At 38.7% G+C, this 15,625-nt stretch carries 14 protein-coding genes; 1 reads left to right on the forward strand and 13 read right to left on the reverse strand.

The features are described 5' to 3' along the window. Positions 1-732 precede the first annotated feature (732 nt). The 13 genes from ACUVXA_RS05655 to ACUVXA_RS05715 form a co-directional block, all read right to left on the reverse strand. Positions 733-1,707 carry a hypothetical protein gene (locus ACUVXA_RS05655; RefSeq protein WP_445870271.1) on the reverse strand — a complete coding sequence of 325 codons (975 nt, stop codon included), beginning with the start codon at positions 1,705-1,707 and terminating at the stop codon, positions 733-735. Between the two features lie 146 nt (positions 1,708-1,853). After that, on the reverse strand, positions 1,854-2,852 hold the full coding sequence (locus ACUVXA_RS05660) for a CRISPR-associated ring nuclease (RefSeq protein WP_445870272.1): 999 nt from the start codon (positions 2,850-2,852) through the stop codon (positions 1,854-1,856). A 204-nt stretch (positions 2,853-3,056) separates the two neighbouring features. Continuing rightward, positions 3,057-4,688 carry a hypothetical protein gene (locus tag ACUVXA_RS05665; protein WP_445870273.1) on the reverse strand — a complete coding sequence of 544 codons (1,632 nt, stop codon included), beginning with the start codon at positions 4,686-4,688 and terminating at the stop codon, positions 3,057-3,059. Next, positions 4,643-5,050 (reverse strand): hypothetical protein, encoded by a 408-nt coding sequence (locus ACUVXA_RS05670; protein WP_445870274.1) that lies wholly within the window; start codon positions 5,048-5,050, stop codon positions 4,643-4,645. Before ACUVXA_RS05670 ends, ACUVXA_RS05665 begins: the two co-directional genes overlap by 46 nt. A 5-nt stretch (positions 5,051-5,055) precedes the next feature. Beyond that, positions 5,056-5,952, reverse strand: coding sequence for an RAMP superfamily CRISPR-associated protein (locus ACUVXA_RS05675; protein ID WP_445870275.1), 897 nt, complete (start codon positions 5,950-5,952; stop codon positions 5,056-5,058). 20 nt (positions 5,953-5,972) lie between these two features. Further along, positions 5,973-6,824, reverse strand: a complete 852-nt coding sequence (locus tag ACUVXA_RS05680; protein ID WP_445870276.1) for an RAMP superfamily CRISPR-associated protein — start codon at positions 6,822-6,824, stop codon at positions 5,973-5,975. Positions 6,825-6,855: 31 nt separating this feature from the next. Beyond that, the gene (gene csx7 / locus ACUVXA_RS05685) at positions 6,856-7,653 is read right to left on the reverse strand and encodes a type III CRISPR-associated RAMP protein Csx7 (RefSeq protein ID WP_445870277.1); all 798 of its coding nucleotides are present in this window, start codon (positions 7,651-7,653) and stop codon (positions 6,856-6,858) included. Between the two features lie 9 nt (positions 7,654-7,662). Next, positions 7,663-8,028, reverse strand: a complete 366-nt coding sequence (locus ACUVXA_RS05690; protein ID WP_445870278.1) for a hypothetical protein — start codon at positions 8,026-8,028, stop codon at positions 7,663-7,665. Positions 8,029-8,032: 4 nt separating this feature from the next. After that, positions 8,033-9,244, reverse strand: coding sequence for an RAMP superfamily CRISPR-associated protein (locus ACUVXA_RS05695; protein ID WP_445870279.1), 1,212 nt, complete (start codon positions 9,242-9,244; stop codon positions 8,033-8,035). A gap of 12 nt (positions 9,245-9,256) precedes the next feature. Then, the gene (locus ACUVXA_RS05700) at positions 9,257-9,889 is read right to left on the reverse strand and encodes an RAMP superfamily CRISPR-associated protein (RefSeq protein ID WP_445870280.1); all 633 of its coding nucleotides are present in this window, start codon (positions 9,887-9,889) and stop codon (positions 9,257-9,259) included. A gap of 11 nt (positions 9,890-9,900) precedes the next feature. After that, positions 9,901-12,708: a Cas10/Cmr2 second palm domain-containing protein gene (locus ACUVXA_RS05705; RefSeq protein ID WP_445870281.1), complete on the reverse strand. Its 2,808-nt coding sequence runs from the start codon at positions 12,706-12,708 to the stop codon at positions 9,901-9,903. 10 nt (positions 12,709-12,718) lie between these two features. Then, the gene (locus ACUVXA_RS05710) at positions 12,719-13,501 is read right to left on the reverse strand and encodes a CRISPR-associated protein Csx14 (protein WP_445870282.1); all 783 of its coding nucleotides are present in this window, start codon (positions 13,499-13,501) and stop codon (positions 12,719-12,721) included. A 585-nt stretch (positions 13,502-14,086) separates the two neighbouring features. Continuing rightward, a complete protein-coding gene (locus ACUVXA_RS05715) occupies positions 14,087-14,620 on the reverse strand; it encodes a hypothetical protein (protein ID WP_445870283.1) in 534 nt (177 codons plus the stop codon). Between the two features lie 469 nt (positions 14,621-15,089). Between ACUVXA_RS05715 and ACUVXA_RS05720 the strand changes: the two genes are divergently transcribed. Continuing rightward, the gene (locus ACUVXA_RS05720) at positions 15,090-15,500 is read left to right on the forward strand and encodes a hypothetical protein (protein WP_445870284.1); all 411 of its coding nucleotides are present in this window, start codon (positions 15,090-15,092) and stop codon (positions 15,498-15,500) included. Positions 15,501-15,625: the final 125 nt, after the last annotated feature.

The raw sequence follows: 15,625 nt of genomic DNA on the forward strand, positions 1-15,625 counted from the left end.
CCTTCATAAGAAAAACCGGAAAAATCAGCCACAAAAATCTTATTTAAGAGCGTTTTTGTTTTTCACTGTATTTATATATCTTGATGAATTTTCAGTAATAAATAGTAATTTTTTTGGAAATTTTTCAATCAATTAATAAGGCGCATTAAAAAAATAATAAATTAAGCAACAGAGCTAATAATAAGTATTTAATACTATTTTCTTAGAAAACTCATAAAACAATTCCCCATTAACTTGCCGAGGAGGAGAACAATCCTTCTAAAACAGTCCAAAAACTTCTGTGAATCAGCCACTTATACATTCCAATGTCAACGGTTACAGCTATGATGATTCAGCCTTACCTAAAAATATTCTCCCCCTTCCCATTCTAAATTTATAGTTTTATATCAGCATTCATCATTCTAGTGCTCCATCTCTCTTTCCTAGCACTTTATGATTTGCTTCCAAGAATTCCACAGTCCAGGATTCTCTATAACGATATTAAGTGTCTCCGTGTTCCTCGTATTCCGCTTTTTTCACCATCCCCTATGCCGATGTTACTTGTCCTACAGTGATAATCCACACTCTCATAGTTCCCCGAACTCCATTTAAAAACTGCTGAATCGAGAAAAGGTTGATTCTCAATTCTCAAATATTTATAGATTCGGCTTAAAATTAACTTTTCCTTTCCTAGATGGAACTTGGCAGGAAAAGAGGCGAGGTATCATACTTTATGAATTACTAGTTTATAATTCAGATTGCTTGCGATTTTTCTATGCTTCCTTTAAGAGTAAGGTTGTAGAGAATTCCTTCTCTGCTCGCCCACTTCTTCCACGCAGAGTAATCGGAAGGGTACTCTCCTATTTTTCCAAGCATACTGTTCCAACGCTCAAGCATATCCCCCACGGTAGCAGTGTCTCTTTCCATTCTAACCCAGCCACCGCTTACCAGTTTTTTAATGTACTGTCTAGGTAGCTCCAGTTCACTAAGTAGGCTATCTATCTCTTTTATGTTAACTTTTTCCCCTCTCTCCAAAAATTTTTGATTAAGACCCCTGACCAGTTTACCTAGATCCAGCGAGAAAAAGGGGAGAATATTAAGCTTTGAGAGCAGAAGTTCCGCTCTTGGTTTAGAGAAATCCACCGACTTATCAAACTGGGGATGAATACAGCTAGTATCTGATTCAAAAACATAGTAGGTTTTAGCCGTGGCCTCCACAAATCCCGCGCTAAGAATCAGCGAAGCATTAATCGGATTTGAGCCCCCAACCATATTTATCCAAATCTCCTTCTCCCTCAAAGCGTTCATCGTTGCATAACACTTAGGGAAGCAATCATACAAGTTCATGTGATTAACGGCAACGAAGTGAACGTACCGAATCCAGCCCTCCCTGTAAAACTCCGAAAATGAAACATCCCTCAATTTACCAAGAAGTTTTTGGAAGTACTGTAAAATAACGCTCGGCAAAGGCCCTTTACTGGTTCCAAACCACTTATCAGTTATGTCTATGCTCATAATTTGTTCTTCAATAATTTCCTTCGACGTAAAAATAATAAGCGCCTCTGGCGCACCCTTCCTCTCCTGAGACTCCTCACCAGAAGCTTCAAAAAAACTTTGAGCCGCCTCGTCACCTCGGGAAGCCGCCTTCAGAAGCAAATAAATATAAGTTAAAGGCACTGTAAGTGCCCCGGGACTATTACCCAAACCACTAAAATGCCAAACACCCAACGAATTCAACCTCCCAAATACGTAAGCCAAATCTAATTAAAAATTTGATTTTGTAATAATAAAACTTTGCACTGGGATTGTAAGACTACAACAAATTTGGTTAAAAGGATAGTGAACGCGCCAGAAAGGAGCGCAATTGCAACACTTCACTTGAAGAGGGGTGAAAGTTCTTTTTTTATCTTTTTTACTTGGCTTTGTGTTTTGGCTGTTGTGTATATTTTTAGAATGACTGATTTACTTCCATCTGCAACTTGGGCAATTATTTTTGTGTCTTCCACACTCTTGATTTTCGTCTTCGGTGAGGGTTCATATTCTATGTCTTGAACTAGTTCCACGTATGGGCATTCGGCAATTTTCTGGACGAATTGGTTTAGGTTTTTTGAAATAGGCTTGTGTGAGATTTTCCACTTTTCAGATGGTTTTTTTGTGGAAATTGGGGGTGTGTCTTCAATGTCTTCTAGTATTTTTAGGTATTCTTTTCCTAGGGGTGTTGGGTTACCGTTACTGTCAACGAAATTGCTTGTTTTTAGAATTTCCAGTACCTTTTTATCGTATGTTCCTCCCTGTTTTTTGAGTATCTGAATTATCTCATTTCTGAGGGAGGCTATTCCAATAACTGGGAAAAGAATTAGATTCTTGTTTTCAAGATGCAAAATTCTTCTCCTTTCCTCTTCAGACTCAATTTTTTCCAAAACGTCTATTACTCCCTTCCTTTCAATTTCGGTTGGAACCAGCACATGAGTAATCGCCCTAGCACTATAAATCTGAGCCAATATAGCCATCGCCGCAGACATAGTTTTTCTACCGCCAGCCATACTAAGATAAATATCGGACCCTCTATCTTCCTCCCTCTTCATAATGGAAGAAGCCGTATTCACAAATTCCAAATGATCCTCCTGCGTCTCAATATCCTTATTGGAAATGAAATTCCACGGATTAAACTCTATTCTCCTATTTACATATTCAGGATAATTTCTAAACTCCGCCTCAAGAAGCGGAATACACTTGGTCTGAATAGCCTCATCACTCGTAGAAACACAGTAAACCCTCCTAAGATTAACACCCATTTCCAGCAAAGCATCAACAGTTTCAGTAACAACTGGAGGCGATCTCCCAAGAGAAATAACGAGAACAGAATCAACCATTATGTCACCCTCCAATCATCATAACCATCAGCTATTTCTCGTCCCACATATATATGGCTTGCATGTATATATTTAATTTGCTCCCTCGTATTATTAAGCTCCCAGCAGAGGAGAGCCGCTTTATGAGAGGGTAAATCTAACTTTCTGTATACGTATAACTTTTCAATGCTTACTATCGACGAAAGGATTCTACGCCTTGGTTTTTTAGGATTGACTATGAGTGTGGGCTTTTTCAATGCAAGAGTAACATAAGAATCTCTTGAGAAGCTCTACGATATTTATTTCCTCATTAAGGTTAAGTTCTACTTTGCCCAAGCCCAACTCCTTTAATATATCATAAAAATTTTTTATAAGATCTAAGTCAGCCATGATTCTGTCTTCTTCCTCATCGGTGCGATTTTTGAGGGAATCTTCTAAGCTTGCTTTTAACCTTTGAAACGCACAGTTTATAGAAAGATCAAAATCGCGAAGGAGGTTTTGAATAGCTCTCTTTATATCCTCAATTTCACCTGTTTTCAGCGTAACTGGTGCTAAGCCATGGGAATATACCGATTTATTCCTAAGAGATTTTACCTTATTATCTATGTCATGCAACGTTTCTGAAGGTTTGAAAGGCCCTTCGCTAGACGCATCATTTTGAGAAGATTTAAAGTAGCTTAGTAAACAATCAAGGTTTAATACTCTAAAAGAAATGCGGTTAGGGCGCATATTTATTTCAGTTTGTTTGAATACTCTTAAATCATCCATAATACAAAATTGGGAAAGGAATAATCCATATTTTACGTGGTCTACTCCATTAGAAATAAACTGCAATCCCTCCGCATATTTTTCAAGTTTTATTCTAGTATATCCATGAATCAATAGATTTAGGCCTTGAGCCCCACAGTAACAGGACCATCCAAAAAAACTTTTTCTTAGAGTATCATCATTTTTATACTGCCTTTCTTTAATCTTTTTGGTAAGATCCCCTTCAAGAAGCTTCCCCTCTTGAACTTGATCACTAATTAGATCCCCAATTTTGAGAATAAGATCGTATCTGGTGTTCAGCGTTTTTAGAGTTTCTGTCACTTGCTGTATATCGATTATAGGCTTAAGAATATTTTTTTCTTTGAGCGTTATTAGTTCCTCATTAAATTCTTTTATATTGTTGTGAGTTTTATTGCTTATTAACTCGGTTCCCGCATTCTTATTTTGAGTAGATGATTCTGTACAAATCTTTGTAGTGAGCCACGTTTCGGCAAATTGAATCATTTTCAGAGGCTGTGGTGTTTCCATTTTGGTTTTCTTGTCTCCCATTCTATTAACCCTATTTTTGTATTCTAGATAATTGCACCATTTTCTGGCGTAAAAATGAATCTCTGTCTTGTCCAACTCTCTGATAATATGTTCATAATAGGCTAACGTTTCCCCATCATCTAATTTGTACTTATGGAAATTCTTAGTATCGACATCTATAATTACTATATTCTCAGGTTTTATCCTTGTAATAACTAGGGGTAGAAATTCTAAAGACTTATCTGATGCTCCATTGCTTGATATTGGTAGCCAAAGTCCAAGTTCATCGGTTAAAAGGACGAGTATGATAGGTCTAATGTCACTAATTAAATCGGCTAACTCTTTAAAAGATAAAGCCTGTAGCACTTTTTGGCTTTCCTGATATCTAACGAATTCCCTCTTAACTAACCGAAACAAGTGGGAAAAATTGTGTAGAGGTTCTCCTAAAATTTGAACCATAGTCTGCACAAGATAATCAGTGGTATGTTCCCTAACTGTGATTATACCTATTTTCCTCAGAATACTTTGATTCCCCCCGCCTCGGTTTCGGGGATCATCCATATTGCCTCCATGAATAGTTTAGATTTTTCGTTGGACCAACCTAATGAAGTGAGTTCATTTATTATAGCTTGGGATAATTTTTCTGCAACTTTTGAAGGCTCTTTTTTATCCCTCGCCTTATCAAAGACCCTCTGGTTTACCATTTCAGAAATTAGTTGCCTTTTTATCTCCTGTTTGATTGGTGAATCCCTCAAATTTCTAAATGTTGGATCATTTGCAACTCTGTATCCAATGGTTCTCGCCATATTTGCTGTAACTATGTCTATTCTTTGGTTGATTTCCCGGTCACGTGAGTAGCTTCGTATTCCATTTAGGAAAGTTCTAGCCTTTTTAATTATAGCATCTACTTCTTCCTCATTCATTTTTTCTAAATCCCCACAAAGATTTTTTGAAATATTTGACCTAAATCCCTCTTTGAATCCCTCTTCTTGACTTCCTCTATGAATTTTTTAATATACTTGCCTACAATTTCTGCTTCATTGAGACTCCCTTTTGACTTTATAGCATTTGCAAGTCCTGTGAGCCTCTCTAAATCTAGAGATAATATTCTTGATTTTTCTGGAACAAGTTTAAGCTGACCGAATCCTTGAGGTTTTCCATAACCTAATTTAATTACTCCCGCGTTAACTTCATTGTTTTGGAGATTTAATCCCAGAGACATTAGTAATCCGCCCACTTCAAAATCTTTCAGACTGACACCTCGTATAGTTGTTGAGAGCAGTGTAGCTTTGGGAATACACTGCATTAATCCATAGGCTGTTGTTGGAGGCGCTTGTGAAATATAAAACTTAATACTTCTTTGAACTCTCCTCCTTGGCATCCACGCTCTCTTTACCTTTACCAGTTTCATTTTTCCATCTTCAATCGGCACAACATCCTCAAAGAACGCTTTCGAAATTGCAGGGTTTCTGTCCGATCCGAATAATTCGCTTGTAAGATCTATGGAACCTGTAAGTGCCATATAATTTGTTGATGCCAAACCCTTAAACGTTGAGCCGGGTATGGTAGGTTTGCCATCTTTATTGTTTAGATATTGTATCATAATTATTTCGGGCACATCTTTTTCTTCGATTTCTTTCATTCCCGTACTAACATGCACATCGCTGATGGTGGTAAGCTGGAGCTCAAATAGGTAAATATTTTCCAAATTTCTACGATCTGTAAATAACTGGTCTGAAATTTTTCCTCTTCTTGTTGAATCAACCCTAATAAAATCATAGTATGAAGAAATTTCCCCTCTCGGACTACGTGTTTGCCTGCTCAATTCCCGTTTTTCCCCCACTTCTACTGTTTTTCTCCTGTGAGATATTTCTGAAACTGATTGGCTAATGCTGAAAGCACTTTACTAGTCTCTTTGGTATCTTTTATTGTTATTTTTGTTCCGAGGTAGCTGGGCGCTTCCTCAGTTACTGCTTCAAAGTTGATTTCGTCTATTTCCTTGAGTGTTACTTCATTGCCATTTTTTGTTTTAATATAAATTGGTCTCATCGTTCCTATTGTTGGGTGAATTTCTACCCCCTCTCTTAGCTTTTCTCTGGGTTTCCCAGGTATTATTAAAGTTAAATTATTTATGGTAATGTCTACCGCGCCGTAGCCTCTGCTTTTGAAGCCCCCCAACCGGCTGATGCCGAGTGAGGATAGCTCAATTACTGGTTGCACAATTCCCATAAATGCTGGTGAGAGGTTCCTCGTTGTTGCGATGAGTCCTTCGAATACTGAACCATCCATTACGCACTCAGCTTCAAAAAGGTTGTCAACACCCCCCGTCTCTGGATCAATTTTGATGTGCTTCCTATTTTCAAGTTTGTAATTATGCTCTTTGGCTTTAAGGTCGTAGAACAGGATCGCAGAGCCAGATTCCTTTTTTTCTGAAGAACCGAATATTTTCCGGATTAATTGCTCTGCTTCTTCTTTGTTTATATTGGCTATTATTCTTTCTGAGTTAGCTCTAAAGAATCCTTTGAGAGAAGAACCGGGGATGATGGGAACATTTTCCGAATTCTTCATTATTGGCAGGTCTGATTCGACAACCGACAACTCCTTACCTTTCCCAACTCTCAAGGGTGTTCTTGTAACTATTTTAGCTTCCATTTGGCTGAGAAGTACATATTTTCCAAAACATTTAGGTTCACTCATCTTCTACATCCACCACTATCCGCCTTTTTAGTCATCCCTTCTCTTTAAGGACTTTGTCTATGAATTGTTTTATGTCGGTGACAGGTTCAGGTTTTTCACCCAAAGCTAATTGTTTGGGAGTGTATGCTAAAACCTGTTTGGCCTTAATTGTGGTTAATCCGTATCCCCTTGACTTCATTCCGCCTAAAAATATCTCAAGTGCGTCTCCCAACTGTCTCAGAATTAATTTGTAGAAAACATTGTTTACATCAAGTGTAACATGATCATTTAACTCATCGAAAACCATTTTGAATTCAAATTGTTTTTTCTCGGGAACAAACTGAACGTCAAATAGACCTCCTTCCACCGCCCTATCCAAATCGTTGTCGATTTTAACATGCGTCCGAGCAGCTAGATCAATTTCAATATTTGGAGTGGCGTCAGTTATTTTTAGCGGTGAAGCATAACCAGACACACCAAACAATTTGTCAATAACCCCCAATTTCTCACTAAATAGTTTCATTTTCTCTTCTTGGGATTTCGCTTTTTGGAAAGCGTCTATTTCCTCTTCTTCTGCTTTAACCTTCCCAGCATTGAACTCACTATTTAGCGTTGTTTCGTCTAGTGAGGCTAGTAGGCGTGTTACATGTGCCCTGAGAACCCCCCTTATACTTGAGCCTGGAATTATGGGGTTTTCATTAGTGTCAAGCATTACTGGCATATCCACTTCCGATACGCTTAGGGTCTCTTTTCCCTTTCCGACATGGAGTGGCTCCATAGTCTCAACTGCACAGTCAATGACTACTCGTCTCTTAAGTCTGCTATGAAGAGTTAATTCACTAGTGCTCATCTTTAATTTTCACCTCTTCTTCCCTTCCTCTCCTAATTTAGCCAAAACCGTGAACCTCATGACCACGTACTCCATGAGTTTTTTAAGATCGAGATCACCCTTAGAGGATTCTTCCTTTAATTTTTCATAAAATTTTTCAAGAGGCGTATTTCTCTCTCTCGAAGGCAAGTTCCTAGCGACCATGTGTCCGAATCTTAGTTTAAACTCAAGGTAGCTTCTTGAGTTTTTGGCTAACTCCAACGTTTTCCTTACAGTATTCGTTGTAACGTTTCCTTTTCCCTCACCTGTACCTTCAGTTTCTATTATATGCCTCTCGATGCCTTTTAGAATCTTCTCTGCAGCTTCCACATATTTGGTTGTATCCTCTTTTTCCATATTTTTATTCACCTCCAACTCCATTACCAAATTCATAGTGTATTGGATGATTTATGGTTACCCAGCCGAACCAGGGATGGTAATTGTTCATTTTTGTTTCTACTTTGGCTAGGTTAAGTGAAACTTCTTCCAAATCTCCTTTTATGTAAAAAACTCCCGCGTAGCCGGGGTTAATTACCGAGGAGAGAATGAAGTTAGGACCAGAATTTTTTTCGTCGTTAAACTCGTATCTGATGTGAATACCCCCCTTGTAGGATAGATGGACAATTTGATTAGGGGGAATGTTAATCCTCTTCCCAACTGCATCAAATGGCATGCTCCCGTTGAGAGGCAAGGGAGATAAACCCGTTACAGTTCCAAAAAGCAAGTCCCTCTGAGGTTCCTCCAAAAAGTTAATCATTTTATTTCTAATTTCTTCAAACCCTTTCATAATAGCTTCTGTTCTCATCGAAATGAAATCCTTTAACGATTCTTTATTCTTGACTCTTAGTCCTACAATGCCATTCCCTCGCGATTTTCCGGTACCAATAGATATCTCTCCATTAAGGGCATCAATGTTTTCCTCGTCACCTATGGCAAGCCCTGTGAATTTTGTTCCCCTACTTATCGCAGTGTGACTGTATAGGTATCCTGTTTCAGAGGTTTTGAACTGATGATTTATGGCAACGTGTGGGGAATCATTGATTTTAATTTTCAGCGTTTCTATTTTATTGTCCTGAATATAGACTGAGGATTCACTTTTTTTGCATGGGCCGGATTTAGTCTCAATTCTTTCTAGGAGAGTTTCTTCTTTGGCTAGTTTTTTAAGAGACAGTTTGTAGAGAGCCATGAGTAGGAGGCCATCTACAAACAATTCCTCCTCTCTTGATTTAAAGAGGCTTTGCAGATTGGGAATAGGAGGCGGATCCTTGAAATTTTTTTGGTCGAAGGGAAAATAGTAGCTGAGCTTTAGTCTCTTCTCAATCCATATGGAATTATAAGTGCATCTTTCTTTAGCATTACAGGTTTCGCATTTGGGAAATTCATTTGGTCCCTTTAGATTCGCACAGTTTCCAAAGCCTTTTGAATGGTTGTTTTTAACTGTTTTTCGGGCTACTCCTCCAAGGATAGTTGAGCTTGGAATGTATTCTGTTGTTTCCAGAAATCCTCCCTTAGCTCTCTTTGAAACAATTACTATGGGAGTCTTAGCCTCCACTTCTACTAGTCCAACGCTCATCCAATCACCCATTTACTTTTCTAAATATTTTTCTAGATGCTGTTTTGCAAAATCCTTAAATTTCTGGTCAACCTCGACCTTTTCAATTAAACCTAGTCCTCTTGATGCGAAACCTCCTATGAAGTCGTAAGTTAAACCGTTTAAACCAGCCAACAGGAGGGCAGCATCATCTTCGCTTAGTGGGAAGTCGCTGGTGAGCTTAAATTTTAATGTTAATTTTTTTTCCTCACACTCTAGCACTTCATAAGTGAATAGTGCTTGGTGTGCTACCGAGCCAAATACTTCATCGATTCTTATGCCAGTTCGACTATACTGTTTGACACCTTCTGAGGGGGGCAGTGTTAATTTGATTTGAATTTTGCCTTCCTTCTTCCTTCTTCCCGGTTCAGTAACCCAAGTTCCGAATAAATCTTCTTCAAGGTTGGCTAACGCACTCATATCTGTTGATTGGATCATTCTGCGTACTGATTTTCTCAAGATGCCACGAAGGCTACTTGAAAAGTTAGAACTATAATAGCTTATTTTGCCGTTGTTTAGATACTCTTTTACAACTGGTAGGTCAACTTCCAACCCGGCTTTCCCAGAGCCGACCCTGAAGCTTCCACTAATAGTTAGGGAGACCTCTATGTCCTCTTTCCAAAACATTCAATCACACCCTATCCTCTATCCAACTCTTTTGGTAATAAAAGTGGATTATCTTTAATTATCTTCATGGCATTGGCGATGTCCCTATGTCGAAACTTTATAAGATCATCTTCCTTAATTGTAAGGTTATTCGCTAAGAGGTTGTATCCCTCTCTTTCTGGGCGTCTCTTATCTAAGCGGGCCGCTTTGAACTTTATTCTGAGTTTTATCTCTTTCTCATTAAGGGTTTCAAATCTGAAAAACTCGGCTACACTATTAGACCTGATTCCATATTCTTCCAGGAGCTTTTTCATAAGTTTAACAAATGAGAGGGTATCCTCCTTTGTCGAACTATCTGAGAAGATTCCTTCGCCTAGAAGGGGCCAAGAGGTGATGTGAATTCGCGTCATTTTTCCAAAATCTTTAGGCTCATAAATCTCGTTTACTGATTCTTCAGATGGGATTGTGGTGAAGCGTTCAAGTGCAACTGATATTTCACCGCCAAAAACAACTTTACCATCCTCAACTTTCTGTTTGTATTTACTAAACTTTTTCGAATTATGTTCCAGTGCATTTAGAGCACTTATTGTGCCATGAATGGGGGCTTTACTGGGCGCAACAACCACACCGAGAGAAACGCCTAAGGGGAATATGGAAAGATTCTCATCCTCCTGCTTATCGTAGCTTTGCTTCCGTTTACCCAATACATCTAGAATCGCGTTTCTAAACGCTTGTAGGAAGGTGAAGATGAATCCCGCATCCAGAACGAGGAAAAAGTCGTCCCCGCCAAAATAAACCATATCGAAAGGTAGATGAAGTTTGCTTGGGAGCTTCAAGTTTTCGGATGTGATATCTGAACGGTATTTCTCGGAGTAAAGTTTTAGTTGGTGTATTATGACTTCACTCAAGGCTTCGGCAATAGACTTCTGTATAACTTCCTTAAATATTTTTGATACTTTGCGGTATAAGGTTAAGCTGTTCATTGCTGATTTAATAAGACCGAAATTGTCCCCGTCCCCTTTTATGAAAGCCACATCCGAACCTCCTAACTCCCCTTCTTCGGGAACCTCTTCTCCCTTTAAAGCGTATTCTGATTGAAAACCAAGAAGATCCCAGGATGCGACCTTTCTAAATGAAACTGAACCTGAGAATCCCTCTGTGAGTTCTCTGTATTTTGTGTTCAGTTTCTCATCCAAAATACTACTTACCATCCTGATAATCTCATATATAGGTGAATTCTTGACATCATCGGGGTGTTCTTTCTCAGGTAAATATACGCTAGCTCTCCCTTTGTTGAATTCTATTATAAGGAACTTTTCAAGATTCTTAAGATTATTCCTATGTCGGTCAACGTTTAAACAGATGTTTCCAGCTCTATATTCCTCCTTTTCATCCGCCGGTAAATATTTCATCACGTCTAGAACACTAGGATCGTCTTTTGGAAGGGATTTTTCCTCGAAACAAATAGGACAAATTTCGTCAGCAGAAACAGCCAAGTCACTCTTCTTTACAGCTGCCACATCGAGAACAGAAATAATGTTATTCAATATTGTGTAGAACTCACCAAAATTTCTCCTCTCTATTCTCGATAAACTCTTCTCCTTTTCCCAGTTAATCCAAGTAAATTTTGGTCCCGTTTTCAATTCAAATAAGTTGAAGCTAACCTCATCTGGCGACTTGCAGCCTTTTAAACTAATTCCCCCTTTGACAATTTCTCCAAAACTTTTATTCAATAATTCCACAATTTGAGTCAACTCAGAAGGAGGAACAATGGCGAACATACTTCCACTAGCAACATAAATTATGGACTCGGGAGCCAGAATTTCTTCTAATTTTTTTGCGACTAGTCTAGTTGCCAACTCCACCAGAGAGCCTCTGCCAACCAAGTGCCTTGCGGAGCTTGATTTGGTAACGTAACCCTGTATACCCGCTCCTTCAAAAAGAATTAAAGCTAAATGTACATCCTCACCCAGTCTTTCCTTAACATTCAACAATTCTGAATCTAGGTCTCTCAGACATTTATAATCTAAAGGAAAAATTTTCTTAATCTCTTTCAACTCTTCATCTTTATTTTTTTCTCCTACTTTTTCATCGTATCTCTCAAAGAAATCCACTAATTGGAAAATTTTCTGTCTATTTCCAGCATCAACGTGACCACCCAACCATCTGAGTGGTTGAACAGCCACATCAATAATTTTACCAGCAAACACCCTATCCTGAACAGCAACCTTATCAGCATAAGCCACTATCCATTCAACCCTTGTTTTTGGAGGATTCTTCGAATCTTTACCATAATGGTGTCTTGAGGCGGATATAGCTAAATCAGACGCCAATTTGCCAAAACCTATTCGCGAAAGTAGGTCTTCGACGGCTTTCCTAGTTCCCTCCTCATGGTCATATGAGGGTTTACCAGAATCATGAAGGAGACATAGTGTTCTAACAACTTCTATTACACCCTTTCTACTTTTCAACAGCTCTGCTAGTTCACTGTCACCATACTCGCTTGCTAGATCAACTTTTTTATTCCAGAGTTCCGCCGCTATGGCTACTCCCACGGCTGAGGTGGCAAGGGAGTGATCAGACATGCTTGAAAAGAAGCCGGGAAATCTTGTATCTGATGGTATTTTGGACCATTCACAGTCCTCAGAGTCTAAGAGTTTTACCATTTCGTTATTTAATATCGTTAAACGGTCTATGGTGTTTTTACCAGTAATTTGCTTCTCAACGTTTTGTTTCACTCTGTCTAGGAATTTGCATGTGCAGTTTTCCCAAACGTTTGGATCCTCTGTTTTTGTGATTTTGAACGTTATTGGGTCTACGAGGAATAGGGGGCTGGTCATATTTTTCTTTTCACCTCACACTTAGGCCTAGTTTTAGGGTTTCGCCAAACCTTCTTCCCTCACTTGTGAGGTAAACGTTATTTTCTGTAAGCTTTATTAGTCCTGACGCATTCATATTTTCTAGAACTATGAGGGGTAGCTTCACATTTGACCTGGTCTGGGTTGAGTCTCCAGTGAGTAATCTAATAATATCGTTCAACATTGTTTGGGGGTATGGTAGAACCGGTATGTTGATAACATTATATTGGGCTGGTGGTGGATACATCAAACTGTCAAATAGTTTCTTGTGTTGTTCGTAGTAGCTGTCTTTATCAGGGTTTTCGGAGAGTTCCTTCATGTTTTGTCTTGCTCTTTCCAATTCTATGTTCATTGATTTAATGTCGGGTGTAATTACGTGGAACACTCCATTTACTTCAAAGTATTGAGCAAGTAGGGAGAGCGTGATACACATGTCTTTCCTTCCACCGGCTACGCATAGGTATATTATGTCGGTTTTGTGGATTTCTTTTTCTTTTCGGAGTACTTCTGCGCATATTTTCATAAATTTTAGGTTATCTTCATCAGATTGTATGTCCGTGAAGGGTAATTCGACAATGTGAGTGTGAACATGTAGATATTTGTTTTTAACCGCCGTTTCTATTAGGGGAACGCCTTCTAGAACTGTGGGTTCTTTGGTTGCGATAATAACTAGATCTGATACTCGTCTGTCAAGTGTTTTTTCAACATATTCTAGAAATTCGGTGATGACTGGTGGACTTGTGCCCAGTGGTGCTATTATTGCGGTCTTGGTCACCTCGACCCCTCAATTTTGAACTTTATTTCGAAACTAAAAGTTTCTAAAAGGTTTAAATTAAGTTATTTTTGGTTCTTCACCTTTATAAATATAAGTGTTTCATTTTTAGCATTGTTATATTTATGCGCTTTCGAATTCAATTTTACTAAAAGTTTTAACTAATGTTTTTTCGGTTTGCAATTTTAATTTTATTGGAACATTGTTCGAATAAATTCTTATTTTTTGGAACTGGATTAAAATGATCCGTGTAGAAGCTGATTATTTTTGGTTTTTGGGCTTCGTTGGTAATGGTTATTGTACTCTTTCCTGTAAACAATTATTGACGCGATAAACCAAAAGCCAGCCTACATGATAATTAATGGGTTTAGTCTTGTTTCGGTTGGCGAAAAATGCCGGTGTGTTTTGGAGTGTTTTAAACTTTTTTTGAATTGAAAACATGAAAAATTCGGGCGTTTATCTATCTCTGTTTCATATGTGGCATGAAAATGTCGATAAATGGAAATGTCAATAAAAATCGTATAATAAATGGGGTGGGTGGGGAACGTTGAAACTGGTTTCACTAAGAAGGTTGTTGGTGGTTTCTTTTTAATATTCTTCTTTGGCAAGTCCGTAGGTTGCTACTGCTATTCCGCCGATTATTGTTATGATTCCGAGTATTACTAGTCCTTGTGTTATTGGGGCTGGTTCTTTGAGGTAATTCTGTATTATCATGTTAAGGCCGATGTTGTATTGGAAGATGTTTAATTTTACTGTTGAGTATAGTATTTTTGGTGACCAAACTATGTAGTATGTTCCGGCGGGTAAGAATAATGTTACTCCTCCTGAAAAACCGGTTGGAATAGTTGCTATAACGTTAAGGTTTTGGTCAACTACTGTGGCTGCGGTTTCGCTTCCTGATTGTACATTGAAATTAATCGTTACAAATGTTGGGAGTAGTATCCCACTTACATTAACTTGTGTGGCTGTTCCCGGATACACTGTGCCTTGCTGTGATGAGCTTTGATAGCAGGCTAAAGAGAATAATGGGTTCGGCTGTGTAATATACGATTGAGAAAACATTAATAATACACTCACCATTATTAACACAATGCCCAAAGCAAATAGGCCTTTTCTTACCAACTACTCACCTCCAGTTCACGTTTTTTGGAGCCAACATTTTCAATACCTTACAGGTATGTTGCAAACTGAGAACATAACCTTCCCCCTATAGTAGATTAGGTTATTTCGAACAGTGTTCAAAAATTACAGCTTTTTTTAGAACTTACAAAAGCATTAAAGTTTTATTTCCCAAAGTTAAATCAAGATTAGCAAAGGAGGAATAATCATTCGCGTCATAGAGTACAGGTCTCTTCTTGAAAGAAAAAATAGGAGTTCCATTCTAGAAGGATTATCACGTGTCGGAGGGAAGATTCGGTTCAGCGAGCTTTGTAGAAGTACCGGGGTACCTAAAGCTACTCTCGAATATAATTTAACCATTCTTGAAAGGAGAGGAATAATTAATCGTGAAGGGGGCTTAATTAAGCTACAGTTTAAGACTCCTCTAGGTTACATTTTTGATTCTCCTTCCCCCTACGCCTATCTGGGACTTTTGGGTGAGAGAAGCGAAAGAGAGGAGTCTGAAACAGAAACAGCTATCAGCCTTCTTAAAGAAAAGGGAATCTCTTTCGAGAAGATTGTTGTGGCTACTACGCATGGGGCGGTTGCGGAGTGGGAGGATATTACGCATTTGAATGTTGAGTGGTGTTTGTTGAGTGATGAGGAGATTAGCCGGGTGAGCGAGGTTGAGGAGAAGGTGATGCCGAGACTGCTTGGTCTCCTTAGGAACTATAAGGTTGTCATGGACTGTACGTCGGCTACTAAGCCAGCCACGATTGCTTATTACCGATTGGCATCCAAGTTTAAGGTTCCTCTGGTATATGTTTATGAGAAGCGTAGAGAATTGGTTTGGATTGTCTCAGTGGAAGACCTGAAGAGGGAGCTTCTGGGTCGCCTCACTTAAAGGCCTTCAAGAAATTGTTGTGTCTTTCTTGCCGTATACGGGAAGTATATGCTTGTGTTTTGCTCACAAGTTTCCCCGGAAAGAAGCGTTTTTTAAGCCCGAAACAAAGGAGTAAACAACCACAT

It is taken from the genome of Candidatus Jordarchaeum sp. (genome assembly GCF_052745115.1).

What these genes read in the sequence shown, in the direction of transcription:
- ACUVXA_RS05660 (WP_445870272.1), bottom strand. Translation starts at nt 2,852, where the DNA reads ATGGTTGATTCTGTTCTCGTTATTTCTCTTGGGAGATCGCCTCCAGTT.
- ACUVXA_RS05665 (WP_445870273.1), bottom strand. Translation starts at nt 4,688, where the DNA reads ATGGATGATCCCCGAAACCGAGGCGGGGGGAATCAAAGTATTCTGAGG.
- ACUVXA_RS05670 (WP_445870274.1), bottom strand. Translation starts at nt 5,050, where the DNA reads ATGAATGAGGAAGAAGTAGATGCTATAATTAAAAAGGCTAGAACTTTC.
- ACUVXA_RS05680 (WP_445870276.1), bottom strand. Translation starts at nt 6,824, where the DNA reads ATGAGTGAACCTAAATGTTTTGGAAAATATGTACTTCTCAGCCAAATG.
- csx7 (WP_445870277.1), bottom strand. Translation starts at nt 7,653, where the DNA reads ATGAGCACTAGTGAATTAACTCTTCATAGCAGACTTAAGAGACGAGTA.
- ACUVXA_RS05690 (WP_445870278.1), bottom strand. Translation starts at nt 8,028, where the DNA reads ATGGAAAAAGAGGATACAACCAAATATGTGGAAGCTGCAGAGAAGATT.
- ACUVXA_RS05695 (WP_445870279.1), bottom strand. Translation starts at nt 9,244, where the DNA reads ATGAGCGTTGGACTAGTAGAAGTGGAGGCTAAGACTCCCATAGTAATT.
- ACUVXA_RS05700 (WP_445870280.1), bottom strand. Translation starts at nt 9,889, where the DNA reads ATGTTTTGGAAAGAGGACATAGAGGTCTCCCTAACTATTAGTGGAAGC.
- ACUVXA_RS05705 (WP_445870281.1), bottom strand. Translation starts at nt 12,708, where the DNA reads ATGACCAGCCCCCTATTCCTCGTAGACCCAATAACGTTCAAAATCACA.